This is a genomic window from Pseudomonas sp. R4-15 (assembly GCF_055768815.1).
Genome location: NZ_CM147293.1, coordinates 1,646,992 through 1,665,350, shown reverse-complemented (window position 1 = coordinate 1,665,350; position 18,359 = coordinate 1,646,992). Strand labels below are relative to the sequence as shown.

The 18,359-nt window shown below is 65.3% G+C and carries 17 protein-coding genes; 8 read left to right on the top strand and 9 right to left on the bottom strand.

Annotation, left to right across the window (positions count from 1 at the left end; translation table 11 throughout):
- Window positions 1–115 precede the first annotated feature (115 nt).
- The 7 genes from ACYRGX_RS07815 to amaB all read right to left on the bottom strand — a co-directional run bounded on the left by ACYRGX_RS07815 (window position 116) and on the right by amaB (window position 8,458).
- Entirely contained in the window at window positions 116–829 is a 714-nt protein-coding gene (locus ACYRGX_RS07815) for an ABC transporter ATP-binding protein (protein ID WP_473056042.1), read from the bottom strand.
- Window positions 826–1,698: an ABC transporter ATP-binding protein gene (locus ACYRGX_RS07810; protein WP_473056041.1), complete on the bottom strand. Its 873-nt coding sequence runs from the start codon at window positions 1,696–1,698 to the stop codon at window positions 826–828. Before ACYRGX_RS07810 ends, ACYRGX_RS07815 begins: the two co-directional genes overlap by 4 nt.
- On the bottom strand, window positions 1,695–2,966 hold the full coding sequence (gene livM / locus ACYRGX_RS07805) for a high-affinity branched-chain amino acid ABC transporter permease LivM (protein WP_473056040.1): 1,272 nt from the start codon (window positions 2,964–2,966) through the stop codon (window positions 1,695–1,697). The genes ACYRGX_RS07810 and livM overlap by 4 nt, the downstream gene beginning before the upstream one ends.
- 4 nt (window positions 2,967–2,970) lie before the next feature.
- A complete protein-coding gene (locus tag ACYRGX_RS07800) occupies window positions 2,971–3,885 on the bottom strand; it encodes an ABC transporter permease subunit (protein WP_473056039.1) in 915 nt (304 codons plus the stop codon).
- A gap of 179 nt (window positions 3,886–4,064) precedes the next feature.
- Window positions 4,065–5,186, bottom strand: a complete 1,122-nt coding sequence (locus ACYRGX_RS07795; protein ID WP_473056038.1) for a branched-chain amino acid ABC transporter substrate-binding protein — start codon at window positions 5,184–5,186, stop codon at window positions 4,065–4,067.
- 405 nt (window positions 5,187–5,591) lie between these two features.
- Entirely contained in the window at window positions 5,592–6,878 is a 1,287-nt protein-coding gene (gene amaA / locus ACYRGX_RS07790; protein WP_473056037.1) for an L-pipecolate oxidase, read from the bottom strand.
- Between the two features lie 89 nt (window positions 6,879–6,967).
- A complete protein-coding gene (gene amaB, locus ACYRGX_RS07785; RefSeq protein WP_473056036.1) occupies window positions 6,968–8,458 on the bottom strand; it encodes an L-piperidine-6-carboxylate dehydrogenase in 1,491 nt (496 codons plus the stop codon).
- A gap of 125 nt (window positions 8,459–8,583) precedes the next feature.
- Between amaB and ACYRGX_RS07780 the strand changes: the two genes are divergently transcribed.
- Together ACYRGX_RS07780 and ACYRGX_RS07775 are read left to right on the top strand one after the other, a co-directional pair.
- Entirely contained in the window at window positions 8,584–9,471 is an 888-nt protein-coding gene (locus ACYRGX_RS07780; protein WP_473056035.1) for a LysR substrate-binding domain-containing protein, read from the top strand.
- A gap of 156 nt (window positions 9,472–9,627) precedes the next feature.
- Complete coding sequence (locus ACYRGX_RS07775; RefSeq protein ID WP_473056034.1) at window positions 9,628–10,656, top strand: 2-oxoadipate dioxygenase/decarboxylase family protein; 1,029 nt, start codon at window positions 9,628–9,630, stop codon at window positions 10,654–10,656.
- A gap of 11 nt (window positions 10,657–10,667) precedes the next feature.
- Here the strand turns inward: ACYRGX_RS07775 and ACYRGX_RS07770 are convergent, their stop codons facing one another.
- Entirely contained in the window at window positions 10,668–10,880 is a 213-nt protein-coding gene (locus tag ACYRGX_RS07770; RefSeq protein ID WP_473056033.1) for a YdcH family protein, read from the bottom strand.
- A 71-nt stretch (window positions 10,881–10,951) separates the two neighbouring features.
- Window positions 10,952–11,401: an azurin gene (gene azu, locus ACYRGX_RS07765; protein WP_473056032.1), complete on the bottom strand. Its 450-nt coding sequence runs from the start codon at window positions 11,399–11,401 to the stop codon at window positions 10,952–10,954.
- Window positions 11,402–11,872: 471 nt separating this feature from the next.
- On the opposite strand from azu, the gene ACYRGX_RS07760 reads away from it, so the two are divergent.
- The 6 genes from ACYRGX_RS07760 to ACYRGX_RS07735 all read left to right on the top strand — a co-directional run bounded on the left by ACYRGX_RS07760 (window position 11,873) and on the right by ACYRGX_RS07735 (window position 18,341).
- A complete protein-coding gene (locus ACYRGX_RS07760) occupies window positions 11,873–12,328 on the top strand; it encodes a (2Fe-2S)-binding protein (RefSeq protein WP_473056031.1) in 456 nt (151 codons plus the stop codon).
- Window positions 12,325–14,583 (top strand): xanthine dehydrogenase family protein molybdopterin-binding subunit, encoded by a 2,259-nt coding sequence (locus tag ACYRGX_RS07755; protein WP_473056030.1) that lies wholly within the window; start codon window positions 12,325–12,327, stop codon window positions 14,581–14,583. Before ACYRGX_RS07760 ends, ACYRGX_RS07755 begins: the two co-directional genes overlap by 4 nt.
- 114 nt (window positions 14,584–14,697) lie before the next feature.
- Window positions 14,698–16,026, top strand: a complete 1,329-nt coding sequence (locus ACYRGX_RS07750) for a c-type cytochrome (RefSeq protein ID WP_473056029.1) — start codon at window positions 14,698–14,700, stop codon at window positions 16,024–16,026.
- Window positions 16,027–16,168: 142 nt separating this feature from the next.
- The gene (locus ACYRGX_RS07745; RefSeq protein ID WP_473056028.1) at window positions 16,169–16,756 is read left to right on the top strand and encodes an LOG family protein; all 588 of its coding nucleotides are present in this window, start codon (window positions 16,169–16,171) and stop codon (window positions 16,754–16,756) included.
- Window positions 16,757–16,760: 4 nt separating this feature from the next.
- On the top strand, window positions 16,761–17,780 hold the full coding sequence (locus ACYRGX_RS07740) for a DUF5924 family protein (RefSeq protein WP_473056027.1): 1,020 nt from the start codon (window positions 16,761–16,763) through the stop codon (window positions 17,778–17,780).
- 48 nt (window positions 17,781–17,828) lie between these two features.
- A complete protein-coding gene (locus tag ACYRGX_RS07735) occupies window positions 17,829–18,341 on the top strand; it encodes an MgtC/SapB family protein (RefSeq protein ID WP_473056652.1) in 513 nt (170 codons plus the stop codon).
- The last annotated feature ends 18 nt before the right edge of the window (window positions 18,342–18,359 follow it).

Sequence of the window (18,359 nt, the reverse complement as noted above, 5' to 3'; positions counted from 1 at the left end):
GATCGACCGCGCCACTATAAGCGCTGAGGGGGCTGCCAGTCAGGAAAAACCGGAAGCCCCGAGACGGCAGGAACACGGGCCGGCGGAATGGCCCCGCCGGCCTTGGCACACGACCTCAATGCCCGCCCAGGTAGGCGTTGCGCACCTCCGGATCGGCGAGCAGTTCCTGGCCGGTGCCGGTCATGCGGATCTGCCCGGTGACCATCACATAGGCCCGGTCGGACAGGCGCAACGCGTGGTTGGCGTTCTGCTCGACGAGGAAGATGGTCATCCCCTCCTGCGCCAGCTCGCGCAGGGTCGAGAAGATCTGCTTGACCACGATCGGCGCCAGCCCCAGCGACGGCTCGTCGAGCAGCAGCAGCTTGGGTCGGCTCATCAGCGCGCGGGCGATGGCGAGCATCTGCTGCTCGCCGCCGGACATGGTCATGGCACGCTGGTTGCGCCGCTCCTCCAGCCGCGGGAACAGCTTGAACATGCGCTGCATGTCCTCGTCGGCGTGCTTGGTGCCGATGGGGATGGTGCCCATCAGCAGGTTCTCCTCGACGCTCATGTCGGGGAACACGCGACGCCCTTCCGGCGACTGGGCGATGCCGTGGGAGGCAATGTAGTGGGCGGATTTCTGCGTCACGTCCTGGCCGCGGTAGAGGATCTGCCCGGCCTTGGCGCGCGGCTGGCCGAAGATCGACATCAGCAGGGTCGACTTGCCGGCGCCGTTGGCGCCGATCAGGCTGACCGTCTCGCCCTCGTCGATGTGCAGCGAGACCTGGTTCAGCGCCTGGATCGGGCCATAGAAGACGTCGACGTCCTTGAACTCGAGTATCCGACTCATGCCACGTCCTCCTCGTCGGCACCGAGGTAGGCGGCGATCACCTTCGGGTCGTTCTTGATGTCTTCGGGGCCGCCACGGGCGATCACCAGGCCGTGGTCGAGCACCACGATGTGGTCGGAAATGCTCATCACCATGCCCATGTCGTGCTCGATCAGCATCACGGTGATGCCGTGCTCGTCGCGCAGCTTGCGCACGATCTTCGCCAGCGCCAGGGTCTCGGCCGGGTTGAGGCCGGCGGCGGGCTCGTCGAGGCAGACGATCTCCGGGCCGGTACACATGGCACGGGCGATTTCCAGACGCCGCTGCTGACCGTAGGACAGCTCGCCACCCAGGCGGTTGGCGTGCTCCACCAGGTCGACCACCTCCAGCCAGTAGAAGGCGTGGTCGAGCAGCTTGCTCTCGGCCTTGCGGTAGCCGGGGGTGTTGAGGATGCCGGCGAGCAGGTTGCGGTCGGCCTGCATGTGCTGCGCCACCAGCAGGTTCTCCAGCACGGTCATTTCCTTGAACAGACGAATGTTCTGGAAGGTGCGTGCCAGGCCGGCGCGGTTCACCAGATGAGTGCCGCCGAACATCTTGTACCAGAGCCGCGAACCGAACTGCGCCGGGTTGATGAAGTCGGTGGGCGCGAAGGGTTCGCCGAGGATCTTGATGACGTTGGTCTGCTTGCCGTTGGCGTTGAGCAGGATCTGCCCGCCGGTGGCCGAGTAGAAGCCGGTGAGGCAGTTGAAGACAGTGGTCTTGCCGGCGCCGTTAGGCCCGATCAGCGCCGAGATGGAGCCGCGCTCGATCTCGAAATTGACGTCTGAAAGCGCCTTGATTCCACCGAAATGCATCATAAGGTCGCGAACTTCGAGGATGTAGTCACTCACGGCGCGACTCCTTTGCGCGGTGCGATGCCGATGCGGTTGATGCGAATCAGGCCTCGCGGTTTCCAGATCATCATCACCACCATGAGGATGCCGAACAGCAGCACGCGGTAATCGGCGAACGCACGCAGCAGCTCCGGCGCGACCGTCAGCACGAAGGCGGCAATGACGACCCCGGTGGTGGAGCCCAGACCGCCCAGCACGACGATGGCAAGGATCAGCGCGGATTCGAAGAAGGTGAACGAGGACGGGTCGATGAAACCCTGTTTGGTGGCGAAGAACACCCCGGCGATACCGGCGGTGGCGGCCCCCATGCTGAAGGCGGAGAGCTTGATCAGTACGTGATTGAGGCCCATCGCGCGGCAGGCGATCTCATCTTCGCGCAGCGCTTCCCAGGCGCGCCCCAGCGGGATGCGCGTAAGACGGTGCTTGACGTAGAGCACCAGCAGCACGACGACCACGAGCACGGCGAAGACGAAGATCGATTCGGCGCTGGGGTTGTACTTCAGGCCGAACACCTCGTGGAACGGCACGTGCCCCTCGGCGGCGCGGCGACCGAACTCGACGCCGAAGAACGACGGCGCCGGCACCGGGATACCGTTCGGACCACGGGTGAAGTCGATCCAGTTGTTCAGCACCAGGCGGATGATCTCGCCGAAACCGAGGGTGACGATGGCCAGGTAGTCACCGTGCATGCGCAGTACCGGGAAACCCAGCACCATGCCGGCGAAGGCCGCCAGCAACGCCGCCAACGGCAACATGGTCCAGAAGCCCAGGCCCAGGTACTCGTAGCCCAGCGCCAGGCCGTAGGCGCCGATCGCATAGAAGCCGACGAAGCCCAGGTCGAGCAGACCGGCGAGGCCGACCACGATGTTCAGCCCCAGACCCAGCAGGACGTAGATCAACCCGAGGATGACCACCGAAAGGAGGTACTTGTTGGCGAAGAACGGGAACGCCACGGCAGCCACCACCAGCAGCAACAGCACCCAGCGCATGGGCGACTTGTAGCCCGGCGGCAACACGCCGACACCGCTGTCGGCATGCTCGAACTTGTGCAGCACCTTTTGTCCCTGGCCGGTCTGCAGGAACAGCGAGAGCAGGAAGCGGCCGATCATCACCACGCCGACCATCCAGGCGACGCGCTGCGGATGCGGCTCGAAGTCGTAACCCTGCAACACCACGCCGACGATGGGTCCGAACACGATCAGTGCGACCAGTCCGGCCATCAGCGTATCGATGAGGCTTTTCTTGATGTCGATGGATTCGCTCACGGCCTTACACCTTCGTCACCTGGGGCCGCCCCAGGAGTCCTTGTGGTCGGAAAATCAGGATCAGCACCAGCAACGAGAAGGCGAAGACATCCTTGTAGTCGCTGTTCACCATGCCGGCGAACTGCGACTCGGCGACGCCGAGGATCACCCCGCCGAGCATCGCGCCCGGTAACGAGCCGATACCGCCCAGCACCGCGGCGGTGAAGGCCTTGATGCCGATGATGAATCCGGCATAGAAGTCGAAGGTGCCGTAATTGAGGGTGATCAGCACCCCGGCCAGCGCGGCCATGGCGGCACCGATGACGAAGACGTAGGAGATCACCCGGTCCGTGTTGATACCGAGGATCTGCGCCATCTTGCGATCCTGCTGGGTCGCCCGACACATGCGCCCCAGGCGCGTGCGCTGGATGATCAGAGTCAACGCCAGCATGCCGAGGAACGCTGCGACGAGGATGAAGATCTTGGCGTAGGTGAGCTGTACGAAGCTGTCGCCGATATGCATCCGCAGGCTGCCTTCGAGCATGGTCGGGATGCCTTGCTGACGCGCGCCCTGGGAGAGCTGCACGTAGTTCTGCAGGATCAGCGACATGCCGATCGCGGAGATCAGCGGAGCCAGACGCGTGGAGTTGCGTAGCGGCTTGTAGGCGATGCGCTCGATGGCGAAGCCGTAAACGCCGGTGACCACGATGGTGAAGATCAGCGTACCGAGGATCACCAGAGGGAAGGAATGAATGCCGAAGGCGCCGAGTAAGGCGATGGCGATGGCGCACAGGTAGGCGGAGACCATGTACACGTCGCCGTGGGCGAAGTTGATCATGCCGATGATGCCGTAAACCATGGTGTAGCCAATGGCGATCAGGCCGTAGACCGAACCGAGGGTCAGGCCGTTGACCATTTGTTGCAGGAAGATGCCGTCCATAAATCAACTCTCAGGTGGCAGAAGGCAGATAGCGTGCGCCGAGCCTTGCCAGGCGTCCGAGGGAGCCGCCGGAGCGGTGTGGACGTTGCCTGGAGTGAGGCGCCGGAGAACTCCGGCGCCCATGGGGCTCGACCTGACCGGCCCGTGCGGAACGTTCCGCAGCGAGCCGATCCCAAGCATCAGAGCTGCTTGTACTTACCGTCAGCGCCCCACTGGTACATCACGTAGTCGGAGACCTTGAGGTCACCCTTCTCGTCGAATTCCTTCTTGCCCATCACGGTGTCGACCGGGTGCGACTTCAGCCACTCGGAAGCTTCCGCGCCATCGGTGCTGCCGACGCCGGTGAAGGCTGCGGCGATCGCCTGCATGGATGCATAGGAGTACAGGGTGTAGCCCTCGGGCTCATAGCCGTTGGCGCGGAATTTCTCGATCACTGCCTTGCCATCGGGGATCTTGCGCGGGTCGGCGCCGAAGGTCATCAGCACGCCGTCGACGAACTGCGGGCCACCGGCGGTGCCGACGAATTCGTCGGTAACGATGCCGTCGCCGGAGATGAAGATGGCTTTCGAGCCCTGCTCGCGCAGCTGGCGCACCAGCGGGCCGGCCTCGGCGTGCAGGCCGCCGAAGTAGACGACGTCGGCATCGGCTGCACGGATCTTGGTGACCAGGGCGTTGAAGTCTTTCTCGCCACGGGTCAGGCCTTCATAAAGCACTTCCTTCACGCCGCGCTTGTTCAACTGCGCCTTGGTGGCGTCCGCCAGGCCCTGGCCGTAGGTGTCCTTGTCGTGGACGATGGCGACTTTCTTGGCCTTGAGCACGTCGACGATGTAGTCGCCGGCCACGTTGCCCTGCTGGTCGTCACGGCCGCACATGCGGAACTCGCCAGTCAGGCCGCGCTCGGTGACCTGCGGGTTGGTGGAGGCCGGGGTGATGGAGATGATGCCTGCCTCGTCGTAGATCTCCGACGCCGGCATGGTCGAGGAGGAACAGAAGTGACCGATCACGGCCACGGCCTTGTCGGAGTCGACCAGACGGTTGGCGACGGCAACCGCCTGCTTGGGTTCGCACGCGTCGTCCGCCTGCACCAGCTTGACCTGCTCGCCGTTGATACCACCGGCGGCATTGATGTCGGCGACAGCCTGTTCGGCACCGCGCCAGAGTTGCTCACCGAATGCCGCGTTGCCACCGGTCATCGGACCGGCTACGCCGACGACGATGTCTGCCATCGACTGGGAAGAAACGCCCATTGCAGCGGTGACCGCGAGGGCCAGAAAGCCTTTTCTGAAAATCTTCTGCGACATGGAGGGAAGCTCCTGAAGGATTGAAGTTGGCGCAGAAGAGGAGAGCAAGCCCCGTGCCATCGATCCCAGATATCCCGAAAAAAAGCCGGGAAAGTCCTGGAAAAGGACAGGACAAAGCCTAAAAACAATTGGTATCAATAGGTTACGGAATAGATCGAGGACCCTCATCGTCTCTCGCCCCATGACGAAATCGCGGCAATCGAGCGCAGCACCACCAGGTGCTACTCGACCGGAGCAAGCCCTTCATTGGTGCACGGTAACAATGGTTGCGCACCGTAACGGGCCCCATCCTCAAAAAATAAAGGTTGCACCTTCCAGCGCAGGAAGGTGCAACCCGGTACCACTCAAGAAACCCAGGAACGACGGCTTACAGATTAGTCATCCATCGATTGCGACATACTCCGTTTAAATAACGACACGCATGCATTGCCCCGCGTGATACAAGGTGAAACCCGCCTCGTAGGCAGCACTGCGCCAACCAGGTGCAGAGATGGGCTGGAGTGGCTGCAACGGCAGCGGTAGCGCCGACGCCTCCCCAGCGATCAGGAAGTCCGCGAACGCCTTGCCGACGACAGTGCCCGTTGTCACGCCACGACCGTTGTAACCGGTCGCCGCGAGTAATCCGGGGGCGGGCTGGAACAGTCGCATGAGATGGTCGGGGGTAAAGGCGATACAGCCGGTCCAGGTGTATTCCCAGTCGAACTTGCCCAGATAGGGGAAGTAGTGACCGGCGATACGGTCGGCCCAGGACCTGACGAACCAGCCGGGCATTTTCGCGCCGTTTCCAAGGCTGCCCAGCAGCAAGCGTCCATCGGCATCCCGGCGGATGCTCGAGAGCACCTGGCGGGTATCCCAGGAGCCCTGGCCACCCGGCAGGATTCGCTCGGCCGCCTCGCCTTGCAGCGGTTTGGAAGCCACCTGGTAGTAATAGCCAGGGAAGAAGCTGGTGCGCAGCGTCGTCCATTCGCCCTCCGTGTAGGCGTTGGAGGCTATCACCACGTGTTCGGCGAGCACTGCGCCCTCCCCGGTGCGTACGCACCAGCGTTCGCCCTGGCGCTCGAGCCGTTGCACCGGCGAACACTGGAACAATTGCCCGCCCAGGCCTTGCACCGCACGGGCGAGCCCGCGGACATAGCCCATGGGGTTCAGGGTGCCTGCACGCCGATCGAGCAGCGCCCCCGCGATACGCCGGGTGCCGGTAGCGACCTCGCTGGCGTTACCGGTGAGCAGCTCGACGGGCGCACCGCGCCGCTGCCACTGCGCGCAGCGGTTGCGCAGGTCATTCAACCCACGGGCGTTGTGCGCCATGTGCAAGGTACCCTCGCGGCGCAATTGGCAATCGATGGCATAGCGCTCGATGAGCGAGAAAACCAGCGCAGGGGCCGCGCCCAGCGTGGCGTTGAGACGCGCACCGACCTCGCTGCCGAAGCCCGCCTCGATGTCGTCCGGCGCAATCCACAGCCCGGCGTTCACCAGCCCGACGTTGCGACCGGAGCCGCCATGACCGACCTCGTGCGCCTCCAGCAGCACCACGCGCTTGCCCGCTTCGAGCAGGTGCAGCGCCGCCGACAGGCCCGTGAAACCGGCGCCGACGATGCAGACGTCGGCCTGCAATTCCCCCTTCAGCGCACCCGCGATGCTAGCGGGTTCACGGGCTACCCTTTCCCACAGACACACCTCTTGCAACGCCATTTCCACCGCTCCCACGGCCCTGCCGCTACAGAAAAATCCATCCCCCAACGAAAACACGCGGCCAGTGCCGCGTGTTCGTGAATCGCTCGTCAGTCGAAGACGATGCCCTGTGCCAGCGGCAGCTCCTTCGAGTAGTTGATCGTGTTGGTCTGCCGCCGCATGTAGGCCTTCCAGGCGTCCGAGCCGGACTCGCGACCGCCGCCGGTCTCCTTCTCGCCGCCGAAGGCGCCGCCGATCTCGGCACCGCTGGGGCCGATGTTGACGTTGGCGATACCGCAGTCGCTGCCCACCGCCGACATGAAGGTTTCCGCCTCGCGTACGTCCAGGGTGAACACGCAGGAGGACAGGCCCTGGGGCACCGCGTTGTTCAGTACCAGTGCCTCGTCGAAGTCGTCGTAGCCCACCACGTAGAGGATCGGCGCGAAGGTTTCATGGCAGACCACCGGGCTCTGCGCGGGCATCTCGACGATCGCCGGCGAGACGTAGTAGGCGTCCGGGTATTCCTCGGCCAACTGGCGCTCGCCACCGAACACCACGCCGCCCTCGGCACGCGCCTGCGTCAGCGCCGCCTGCATGGCCTCGAAGCTGGCCTTGTCGATCAGCGGGCCGACCAGATTGCCCTCCAGCGGATGGCCGATGCGCACCTTGGCGTAGGCGGTCTTCAGTCGCTCGACGATCTCGCCCTGCACCGAGCGGTGAGCGATCAGCCGACGTAGCGTGGTGCACCGCTGACCGGCAGTACCGACGGCGCTGAAGAGAATGGCGCGTACGGCCATGTCCAGGTCCGCCGAGGGCGCCAGGATCATCGCGTTGTTGCCCCCCAGCTCGAGGATCGAGCGGGCGAAGCGCGCCGCCACACGCGGGCCGACTTCGCGGCCCATGCGGGTGCTGCCGGTGGCGCTGACCAGCGCCACGCGCGGATCGTCGACCAGCGCCTCGCCAGCCTCGCGCCCGCCGACCAGCACCTGGCAGAGGTGCTCAGGCGCATCGCCGAAGGCCTGTAGGGCGCGTTCGAACAAGGCCTGGCAGGCCAGTGCGGTAAGCGGCGTCTTCTCCGACGGCTTCCAGATCACCGAGTCGCCGCAGACCAGCGCCAGCGCGGTGTTCCACGACCAGACCGCGACCGGGAAGTTGAACGCGCTGATCACCGCGACCACGCCCAGCGGCTGCCAGCTCTCGCGCATGTGGTGGCCCGGGCGCTCGGAAGCGATGGTCAGGCCATACAGCTGGCGCGACAGGCCGACGGCGAAGTCGCAGATGTCGATCATTTCCTGGACTTCGCCCAGGCCTTCCTGGGCGATCTTGCCGGCTTCCCAGGAAACCAGCTCGCCAAGGTCCTGCTTGTGCTCGCGCAGCAGTTCGCCGAACAGGCGCACCAGCTCACCACGCCGAGGTGCCGGCACCTGGCGCCAGGCAGCGAAGGCCGCAGCGGCCTGGGTCACCTGCTCGCTGGCGGCAGCGGCGTCCTGCCAACTCACCCGGCCGATGCGGCTGCCATCGATAGGGCTGTGCACCGGTTGCTCGCCGGCGGTGTAGAGGTTGGCATCGACGCCCAGGCGTTCGAGCAGTGCTGCGACCATGGATAACTCCGTGAAGAAAGCGGTTTCGAGGGACTACTAATAGCGCCGGCCTCCCCGTCGCGCCAAACGACCTTTGTTCGGGTTAGGATTCCATTTCGTCATATGACTCGGATTTCGAGGCCAACATGCTCGCCAAGCGCTACCTGCCCTCACTCAGCGCCCTGCAGTGCTTCGAGGCCGTGGCCCGCCATCTTTCCTTCACCCGCGCCGCCGAGGAGCTTTCGCTGACCCAAAGCGCCGTGAGCAAGCAGGTCGCGCAACTGGAGGAACAGTTGCAGCACGCACTGCTGCACCGCGCACGCCGCGGCCTGCGACTCACCGCCGCGGGCGAGCTGTACCTCGACGAAGCCCGCAAGATCCTCGCCCAGGTCGAGGCCTCGGCGCATTACCTGCGCTCCTACGGCGGTGAAACCGAAGTGCTGCGCATCGCCAGCCCGGCCACGTTCGCCGCCCGTTGGCTGATTCCACGAACCAAGGGCTGGCGCCTGCAGTATCCGCAGGTACATCTGGACGTCCGCTCGGCGATCACCACCGACCCGCTCGGCCAGGGCGGCTGCGATCTCGCGGTGCACTATGGGCGCGGCAGCTACCCCGGCGCGAGCTGCGTGCACCTGCTGGACGAGCGACTGATCCCGGTCTGCGCACCATCCCTCCTCGCCAGCGCGCCCCCCAGCAACGCCCAGGGCCCGGCCGAGTCGGTACTGCTGCAACACAGCGACCGTCCGCACGCCTGGCATGACTGGTTCGCCAACCTCTCCCTGGACACCGCGCCCTGCTACCACGGCCCACGCTTCGATACCTTCCAGATGTGCATCCAGGCCGCCCGCGCCGGCTGCGGCGTGACCCTGGTGCCGGACTTCCTGGTGAGCGAGGAACTCGCGGAAGGCAAGCTGGTGCAAGCCTGGCCTCACGACCTGCACAGTTCCGATGCCTATTACCTGGCTTACCCCGAGCACCAGGCACAATTGCCCAAGGTGCGCGCCTTCGTCGACTGGATCGGCCAGCATAGCTAGGGCCGCCGTCGTTTCATTCGCGAGCCGCGTGGTTGCCATGAATGAAACCGCCACAGCCCCTAGGAAAAAACGGAATGGCTCCAGCGTCATTTTTCGCTTGTCGAGCGCAGCCAGCGGGCATTGAATGGGCACTCACAACAACAGCGAGAGAGCCCCATGTCCGCCTTCGATGCGCTCTTCGATCTGGTCGCCCAGGCGCTGGACGATCCAGAGTCCGCCGCCTGGCTGCGCCGACACGTCCACCAGCCGCAGTCACTGGCGTCCTTCGCCTGGGATGCCGAGCGGATTCACCGCGCCTGGCTGGCCCAGGCACTGAACCTGTGTCTTTTCCGCAAGCTGGTGGAAGCCGTGCCTGACGGCCTGGCCTACGTCGAGGAACAACTCGCCAGCGGACGCCAGGTGGTGTTCGACCATGGCGCACTGCGCAGCGTCGACTGGCCGGACAACGGCACCCTGCCGCGCGGTCGCCAGGCCTTCTCCAGGCTGCTCGAACCGCTGGGCTTCACCGACGTACGCACCTATCCGCTGACCCGTCTGGGCATGACCGGCTACGCCTACCGCCACCTGGACCTGCCCCAGGACATCGCCCAGTACTTCGTCTCCGAACTGCACCCCGGACGCTTTCCGGAGGCGTTCCGCGAAGCGGCCAGCCGCGTGCTGGCGAGCAGCCGGGATCCACTCGACGAAAGCCACAAGACGATTCTCGCGCAACTCTGGAAGACCCGGCATTGCACGCCGCAGCAGGCGCTGCACATTCTACCGGCGCTGGTCGCGGCCTTCGATCGACAGCACGACGAGCCGACCGAGGCGGATTACCGACTGCTCAAGGAACACAGCGCCGAGATGGCCTGGATTTCGACCGAAGGGAATCGTTTCAACCACCTCACCGACCGGGTTGCCGATCTCGAGGCCACGGTCGCGGCCGAGCGTGCCAAGGGGCGGCCGATGAAGGACAGCATCGAGGTCTCGACGTCGCGCAGGGTGCTGCAGACGGCCTATCGCGCGGTCAGCGTAGAGCGTGGCTTTCGCGACGCGACAGGCGCACGGGTACTGCGCCAGGTACCGGGCTCCTTCGTGGAATTCATCCAGCGCGAGCCCGATCCGGAAAGCGGCCAGCTGGACCTGGCCTTCGACAGTAGCAATGCCCAGGGCATCTTCAAGATGACCGAGGCACAAGGCGCCTGACCGGGGGGCGCTCAGGCGTCGGAATGACTGCGCAGGATCGTGTACATCTCGTCCTTGAGGTGCAGCTTCTCGCGCTTGAGCGCCTCCACCTGGTCGTCCGGTGCATGCGCCGCTTCCAACGAGCGGACCTCATCGTCCAGCGCGTTGTGCCGTTCGAACAGCCGGGAAAAATGCGCGTCTTCGGTTTTCAACCGGGAAATCAGCTCGCGGTACTCGGGAAACATGACGAACTCCAGTCATTGGAAGGAAAAAGGCCGCCCTTCGGGGCGGCCCTGGCAGGGCACGAAGCTGGACGTCAGTCGACCAGTTTGACGGTGCCTTTCATCATCGCGATATGGCCCGGGAAGGAGCAGAAGAACATGTACTCACCCGCGGCATCCAACTTGGACACGTCGAAGGTCACCGAGTCGGTCTCGCCGGCACCGATCACCTTGGTATGCGCGATCACGCGCTCGTCACCGGCCTTCAGGTAGCTGTTGTCCAGGCCGGCAGCAATACCGTCGGTGGCCACCGGCTGCATGTCCGCGGCTTTGGTCAGCACCCAGTTGTGACCCATGACGTTCTTCGGCAGGTTGCCCGAGTGGGTCAGCTTGACGGTGAATTCCTTGCAGCTCTTGCTGATGTCGATGGCCTTGGTGTCGTAGCTCATCTGGTCGGTGGAATCGACGGTGACCGAGCATTCGGCGGCCCACAGGGGGGCGCTGGCGAGCGAGAGCAGGGTAGCGAAAGCGAGCTTGCGGATCATGAAGCCTCCAGGGCATTTGGGCAGTTTTTTTGATGCAACCCCGCCGACTGCCAGAACCGTCTCGTCACGCCCACGTTGCGTAACGACGCATCGCCAGAAGCGACGCTCGAAGGTCCGTCAATCCAGCGGAGCCGGGCACGATCGGCAACGCATCCCTTTGCCTATGGCCCCAAGAGAAAGGATCAAAGAGCGAGACGGGACAGGTTGCGCTAACGTCCTGATGTGGACGCTATCACACGATCGAGACGATAAAACCATAGCGCAGGAGCCGTTTCATGAAGCTGGATCAACTCTTCCACGAATTCTTCTGTGCCTATGCCTGCGCGGTGAGCGGTTCGCCACCACCGACGATTGGTGAGCGCCGCTCATGACCCTATGAAGCCGCGCGCTATTAAATACCTGTAGGCTCCTGGCGTATGTTTGCACGTTCAGCGGTTCCGTGATGCCGCCCCATCAGCCTGAGAAGATGCCATGAGACTGCAGATCAACGGCGAGATCCATGAGGTCGACGTCGAAGAAGATACCCCCCTGCTCTGGGTGATACGCGACAACCTGGGCCTCACCGGTACCAAGTACGGTTGCGGGCTGGCCCAGTGCGGTGCCTGCTCGGTCTTGGTGGACGGCCAGGTGGTACGCTCCTGCGTGACGCCCGCCGCCGCCGTGGGCGAGCGCCAGGTGACCACCATCGAGGCCATCGAGAACGATGAGGTCGGCAAGCGTGTGGTGCAGAAATGGGTCGAGCACCAGGTGCCCCAATGCGGCTACTGCCAGTCCGGGCAGGTCATCGCCGCCACCGCACTGCTCAAGGCCAAGGCGGCGCCGAGCGAGGAGGACATCGCCAAGGCGATGATCAACCTGTGCCGCTGCGGTACCTACAATTTCATCGATGCCGCCGTGCGCGATCTGGCAGGAGCGGACAAGGCATGAACAGCTTCCTCGATCCCAAGGTTCAGGCGACGGACGCTCCCGAAACACCGGTCAACGTCTCCCGCCGGCGCTTTCTGTTGAACTCCGCAGGCCTGACCGCCGGCGCGCTGGTCATCAACTTCGGCCTGCCGGTGGGCAAGGCGCTGGCCCAGCAGAGCGGGCAACCCATGCCGCCGGGCACCCGCGTGCCGGCGTTCCTGGAAATCCACCCGGACGGCAAGGTACGTCTGCTCAGCCCCTTCGTTGAAGGCGGCCAGGGCGTGTTCACCGCGATGGCGCAGATCGTCGGCGAGGAACTGGACGTCGACCCGCAACACTTCATCGTCGAGAACGCGCCGGCCGGTGCCGATTACCAAGTCGTCCACGGCAAGATGCGAATCACCGGCGGCAGCATGTCGGTGCGTACCAGCTACGACACCATGCGCAAGCTCGGCGCCCTGACCCGGCAGATGCTGCTGCAAACCGCCGCCGCGCGTCTGCAGGTGCCCATCGGCGAATTGAGCACCGAGCCCGGCCGGGTGCTCCACGCCGCCTCCGGACGTGCGCTGGACTACGGCGAACTGGCGAGTACGGCGCTGGATCTGGCAGTGCCCGACCCCGCCAGCGTCAGCCTGCGCGATCCTGCGCAATTCCGCTGGATCGGCAAACCGGTGCAGCGCCTGGATATGTATGACAAGTCCACCGGCAAGGCGATCTTCGCCATCGATTGCAAGGTCGACGGCATGCTGCATGCCGCCGTGCAACATGCGCCACGCCTGGGACTTTCCGTCGGCAGCCTGCGCAACGAGGCGCAGGTCAAGGACATGAAGGGCGTGCATTCCGTGCATCAGCTGCCCGGTGCGGTGGCCGTGGTCGCGGACCATTGGTGGCAGGCCAAGCGTGCCGTGGAAGCCCTGCAAGTGGACTGGCAGGAAGGCGGAGACCTCGTGCAGGGTGCGCGCCGCCTGCCCGCCGACTTCTCCACCGCCGGCTTCGCCGAGCAGTTGGCCAACACCACCGAAGCCGGCACCACCGCCGAGGAAGAAGGGCAACTGCCCGACGCCCTGGAGGGTGCCAAGACGCGCGTCGAGGCGACCTACCACAGCCAGTACCTGCACCATGCCCAGTTGGAGCCGCCATCGACCCTGGCGCGTTTCAACGACGATGGCTCGCTGGACCTCTGGTTGCCCAACCAGGCGCCGGAGATGTACCAGGCCGATATCGCCAAGCTGACCGGCCTGGATGCCAGCCGCATCAACATCCACTCGCCCCTGCTGGGCGGCTTCTTCGGTCGTCACTTCCTCTATCCCGCCGCCAATCCCTATCCCCAGGCCATTCAACTGGCGCGGGAGACCCGGCGTCCGATCAAGTTGATCTGGTCGCGCGAGGAGGAGTTCCTGCGAGATCCGTTGCGCCCCATGGCCGCCGTACGCTTTCGTGGCGGCCTCGACGAGGACGGCATGCCGGTGGCGCTGGAGGCCATCAGCGCCTGCGAAGGGCCGACCGAGGCCATTAACGGGCACAACCCGGACGCGCTAGACCCGACCGCCCTGGAGGGGCTGACCGGCAAGGCCTACGCCATCCCCAACCGACGCATCGCCCAGCTGCATGTGGAAAACCCGGTGATGCTCGCCTACTGGCGCTCGGTGGGTAACTCGATGAACGACTTCCTTTACGAGTGCTTCCTCGACGAACTCGCCGACAAAGGCGGCCAGGATCCCTTCGAGCTACGCCTGAAGCTGCTGGCGCAGAACGCCCGCCTGAGCACCCTGCTACGCGCCGTGGGCGAGCTGGCCGGAGGCTGGAAGCGCGGCCCGTTCACTGCCGAGGATGGCAGCCGTAGAGCGCGTGGCGTGGCCATGGCCTCGCCGTTCGGTAGTCACACCGCGGCCATCGCCGAGGTCTCCCTGCGCAATGGCGAAGTGATGGTCCACGATGTCTGGCAGGCCATCGACCCGGGCAGCATCGTCAATCCGGCGATCATCGACGCCCAGCTGCAGTCGGCTACGGCGCTGGGACTGTCCCAGGTACTGATCGAGGAAACCCGGTACGAGGCGGGTCGTCCGCTGGCACGCAACTACGACCTCTATCCGATCCTGCCACCCTCGCGTATGCCCCGCGTGCATACCCGCATCGTCGAGAGCGGCGAGGCCATGGGAGGCATCGGCGAGCCCGGCCTGCCGGCGATTCCGCCAGCGGTCGCCAACGCCGTGTCCACCCTCAGTGGCCAGCGCATCCGCAGCATGCCGCTGTCGCGCTACCGCTTCGACAGCTGAGCCATGACCGCTTCCGCCCCCGTGGCGGAAGCGGTTTTCCTATCGAGTCTGAAGCGATGCGTCGTTCAACGGGTCGTATCTCTCACGGGTAAACGCAACAACAAGGGGGTTCGCTTGAAGAAGATCCTCGCTATCGGCCTGGGCGTGATCGTGGTCGCCGGCGCTACGCTGACCTGGTTCGTCACCCGCCAGCCCGCCTCGCCATTCGACGGGCTCAGCGAAAACGCTGCCTCGCCGGAGCTGATCGCACGCGGCGAATACGTCGCCCGCCTGGGAGACTGCGTCGCCTGCCACAGCACCGAACACGGCAAGCCCTTTGCCGGCGGTCTGCCCATGGGCACGCCACTGGGTGCCATCTACACCACCAACATCACCCCGGACCCGAAGACCGGCATTGGCAACTATTCCCTAGCCGATTTCGATCGCGCGCTGCGCCACGGCGTGGCCCCGGGCGGTAAGCGTCTGTACCCGGCGATGCCCTATCCGTCCTACCAGAAGATGAGCGACGAAGACATCCGAGCGCTCTACGCCTACTTCATGCAGGGCGTACCCGCGGTCAACCAGAGTAACCACCCGGCGGACATCCCCTGGCCGCTGGACACCCGCTGGCCCCTGGCGCTGTGGAACCTGGTATTCGCCCGTGATAGCGAATACACCACCGACAACGACGCCCAATGGCAACGTGGTGCCTATCTGGTACAGGGACCGGGGCACTGCGGCAGTTGCCACACGCCGCGCGGGCTGGCGATGAACGAGAAGGCCCTCGATGAGCGCAGTCCCGAATACCTTTCCGGCGGCCTGCTCGACGGCTGGTACGCCCCCAGCCTGCGCAACGATCCGAACACCGGCCTGGGCCGCTGGAGCGAGCAGGACGTGTTCGACTACCTGCGCCACGGGCGCAACGAGCATGGCGTGGTGTTCGGCTCCATGGCCGATGCATTCAACAACTCCACGCAGTTCATGAGCGACACCGACCTGCAGGCCATCGCCCACTACCTCAAGTCGCTGCCCGGCGATCCGCAGCGTGACGGCCAACCCTGGCAATACCAGCAGACGAATCTGGCCAGACAGGCAGGCGAGGATGCTGGCGCGGCCATCTACCAGGCCAAGTGCAGCTTCTGCCATGCCGCCGATGGCCGCGGCCAGAGCCCGTGGATTCCACCGCTGGCCGGCACCGCCGCGTCCCTCAGCGAGCACGACGCCTCGGCGATCAACGTGACCCTCAACGGCTCGCCCCGGGTCGTCGCCAACGGCATCCCGGATAGCTACCGCATGCCGCCCTACCGCGCCCAGCTGTCAGACCAGGAGATCGCCCAGGTGCTCAGCTTCGTACGCGGAGCCTGGGGCAACCACGGCGGCCCGGTGAGCGCCGAGCGGGTCGGCGAGATGCGCGGCCACACCGACCCGGCCAGCAGCGAGGTGATCATCCTGCAGATGCGCTGAGGGTCTCGCAGACAGCGAGCCCCGGCCCGGCGTTGGCGGCTTCTTCGTGGGCGCATCATCGGTGGTGTGCGGACGACGATCGACATGGCCGAAGCGCGGACGGCTCGCTAAGCTGTGCGACGTACCCCCATCGGAGTCCGAGATGTCCCTGCGTTCGATCTGCGTTTTCTGCGGCGCCAGCACTGGCAACGATCCCATTTACCGCCAGGCCGCCGAGGCGCTCGGCCGACACCTCGCCGAACGCGGCCTGCGCCTGGTCTATGGCGGCGGTGCGGTGGGGCTGATGGGCCAGGTGGCCGACGCCGCGCTGGCAGCCGGCGGCGAAGTGATCGGCATCATCCCGCGGAGCCTGAAGGACGCGGAGGTCGGCCACCCCGGGCTGACCAGCCTGGAGGTGGTCGATGGCATGCATGCACGCAAGGCGCGCATGGCCGAACTGGCTGACGCCTTCATCGCCCTGCCGGGCGGCCTGGGCACCCTGGAAGAGCTCTTCGAAGTCTGGACGTGGGGCCAACTGGGCTATCACGCAAAGCCCATGGGCCTGCTCGACGTCGCCGGCTTCTACGATCCGCTGGCCGGGTTTCTCGATCATCTGGTGGCGCAGGGCTTCGTCCGCGCCGGGCATCGCGCCATGCTGCAGCGCAGCGAAGAGCCAGCCCAACTGATCGATGCCCTCGCCGCCTGGCGCCCCAGCGGCGCACCGCGCTGGGCGGAACGCAATCCGGGCTGAGCGCATGCAAGCCTCCTCTCCCTGGCAGCGGCGCATCGACCGTGTCCTAGGCCTGCTGGAACGCCACAACAAGCTGATCGCCCTGTTCGGTTTCGTCTCCGGACTGGCAAGCTTCTTTCTCATCGAACGTAAGGACAGCCTGGCGCGCGTGGTCGCGCTGGTCATGCTGGTGAGCTGGCTGTGGCTGATGCTGGAAAACCCGCTACGGCGACTGCTCGAGCGTTTCGGCCTCAAGCTGCCGCCAGGCTTGGTGCGTTACGCAACGCAGATGGTGCACCAGGAAAGCCTGTTCTTCGTGCTGCCGTTCTTCGCCGTGACCACCACCTGGAACAGCGGCCAGGCGCTCTTTACCGGCCTGCTCGGTGCCGCGGCCGCGGTGTCGATCATCGACCCCCTGTATTACCGCCAACTCGCGGCCAGACCCGTGCTGTACATGCTTTTCCACAGCCTGACGCTGTTTGCCGTACTGCTCACTGCCTTCCCGCTGATCGTCCACCTGTCCACCGAGCAGAGCTATCGCTGGGCGCTGGGCGTCGCCGTGGTGCTGTCGCTACCCAGCCTGTTCGGCGCGCTGCGGCAGCCGGGCTGGCGACGCTGGGCCAGTGGCTTGGCGCTGACCCTGGCGCTCGGCGTGGTCGGCTGGCAGGCCCGTCTGTGGGTACCGCCGGCGACGCTCTGGCTGACCGATGTCGGCATCAGCGACAGCTTCGATGCCCTGCGCCGCGCGCCGGGCGAGTCGCTGCACAGCATCACCCAGGCTCAACTGCGCAGCCAGGGGCTCTACGCCTACACCGCGATCAAGGTGCCGCGAGGTCTCAAGGAACGTATCTTCCACGTCTGGCAGCGTGACGGCGGCCCCGCCGAGCGCATCGCGCTGAACATCAGTGGCGGTCGCGAAGCGGGCTATCGGGCCTGGACCCACAAGCAGAACTTCCCGGCCGAGGTGGTGGGCCGCTGGCAGGTACGCGTGGAAACCGAAGCGGGGCAAATGATCGGGGTACTGCGTTTCGACGTGACACCTTGATCCCATAGCGAGGTCGAAACTGCCAGAGCAGCGATGGAGAGAGCCGTCATGGAGCTATGGCAGATGATCGTCGAGGTCGCGAGACAGGAGTTCTCCGACGTGCCCGACCTCGCAGAGGCCCTGCGCGTGGCGATGCGCCTGCTGTTGGCCGCCCTGCTGGGCGGTATCCTCGGCTACGAGCGTGAATCCAAGGGCAAGGCCGCCGGCATCCGCACCCACATGCTGGTCGCGATGGGCTGCGCGCTCTTCGTGCTGGCGCCCTCGATGCGTGGCTACGAGCACGACGCCATGAGCCGGGTGATCCAGGGCGTCGCCGCGGGCATCGGCTTCCTCGGCGCCGGGACCATCCTCAAGGGCCGCGACCTGCAGCACGTGCATGGACTGACCAGCGCTGCCGGTATCTGGATGACCGCCGCCATCGGCATCGCGGTGGGCATGGGCCGAGAGGCGACGGCGGTGATCAGTACCCTCCTGGCGCTGATCGTGTTCTTCCTGATGCCCAAGCTCACCCCCGCGCCCGAAGACGAGGAAGAGGAGGAACACGAAAGCAGGAGGGATTGAGCGCGCCCTCGCGCCGTT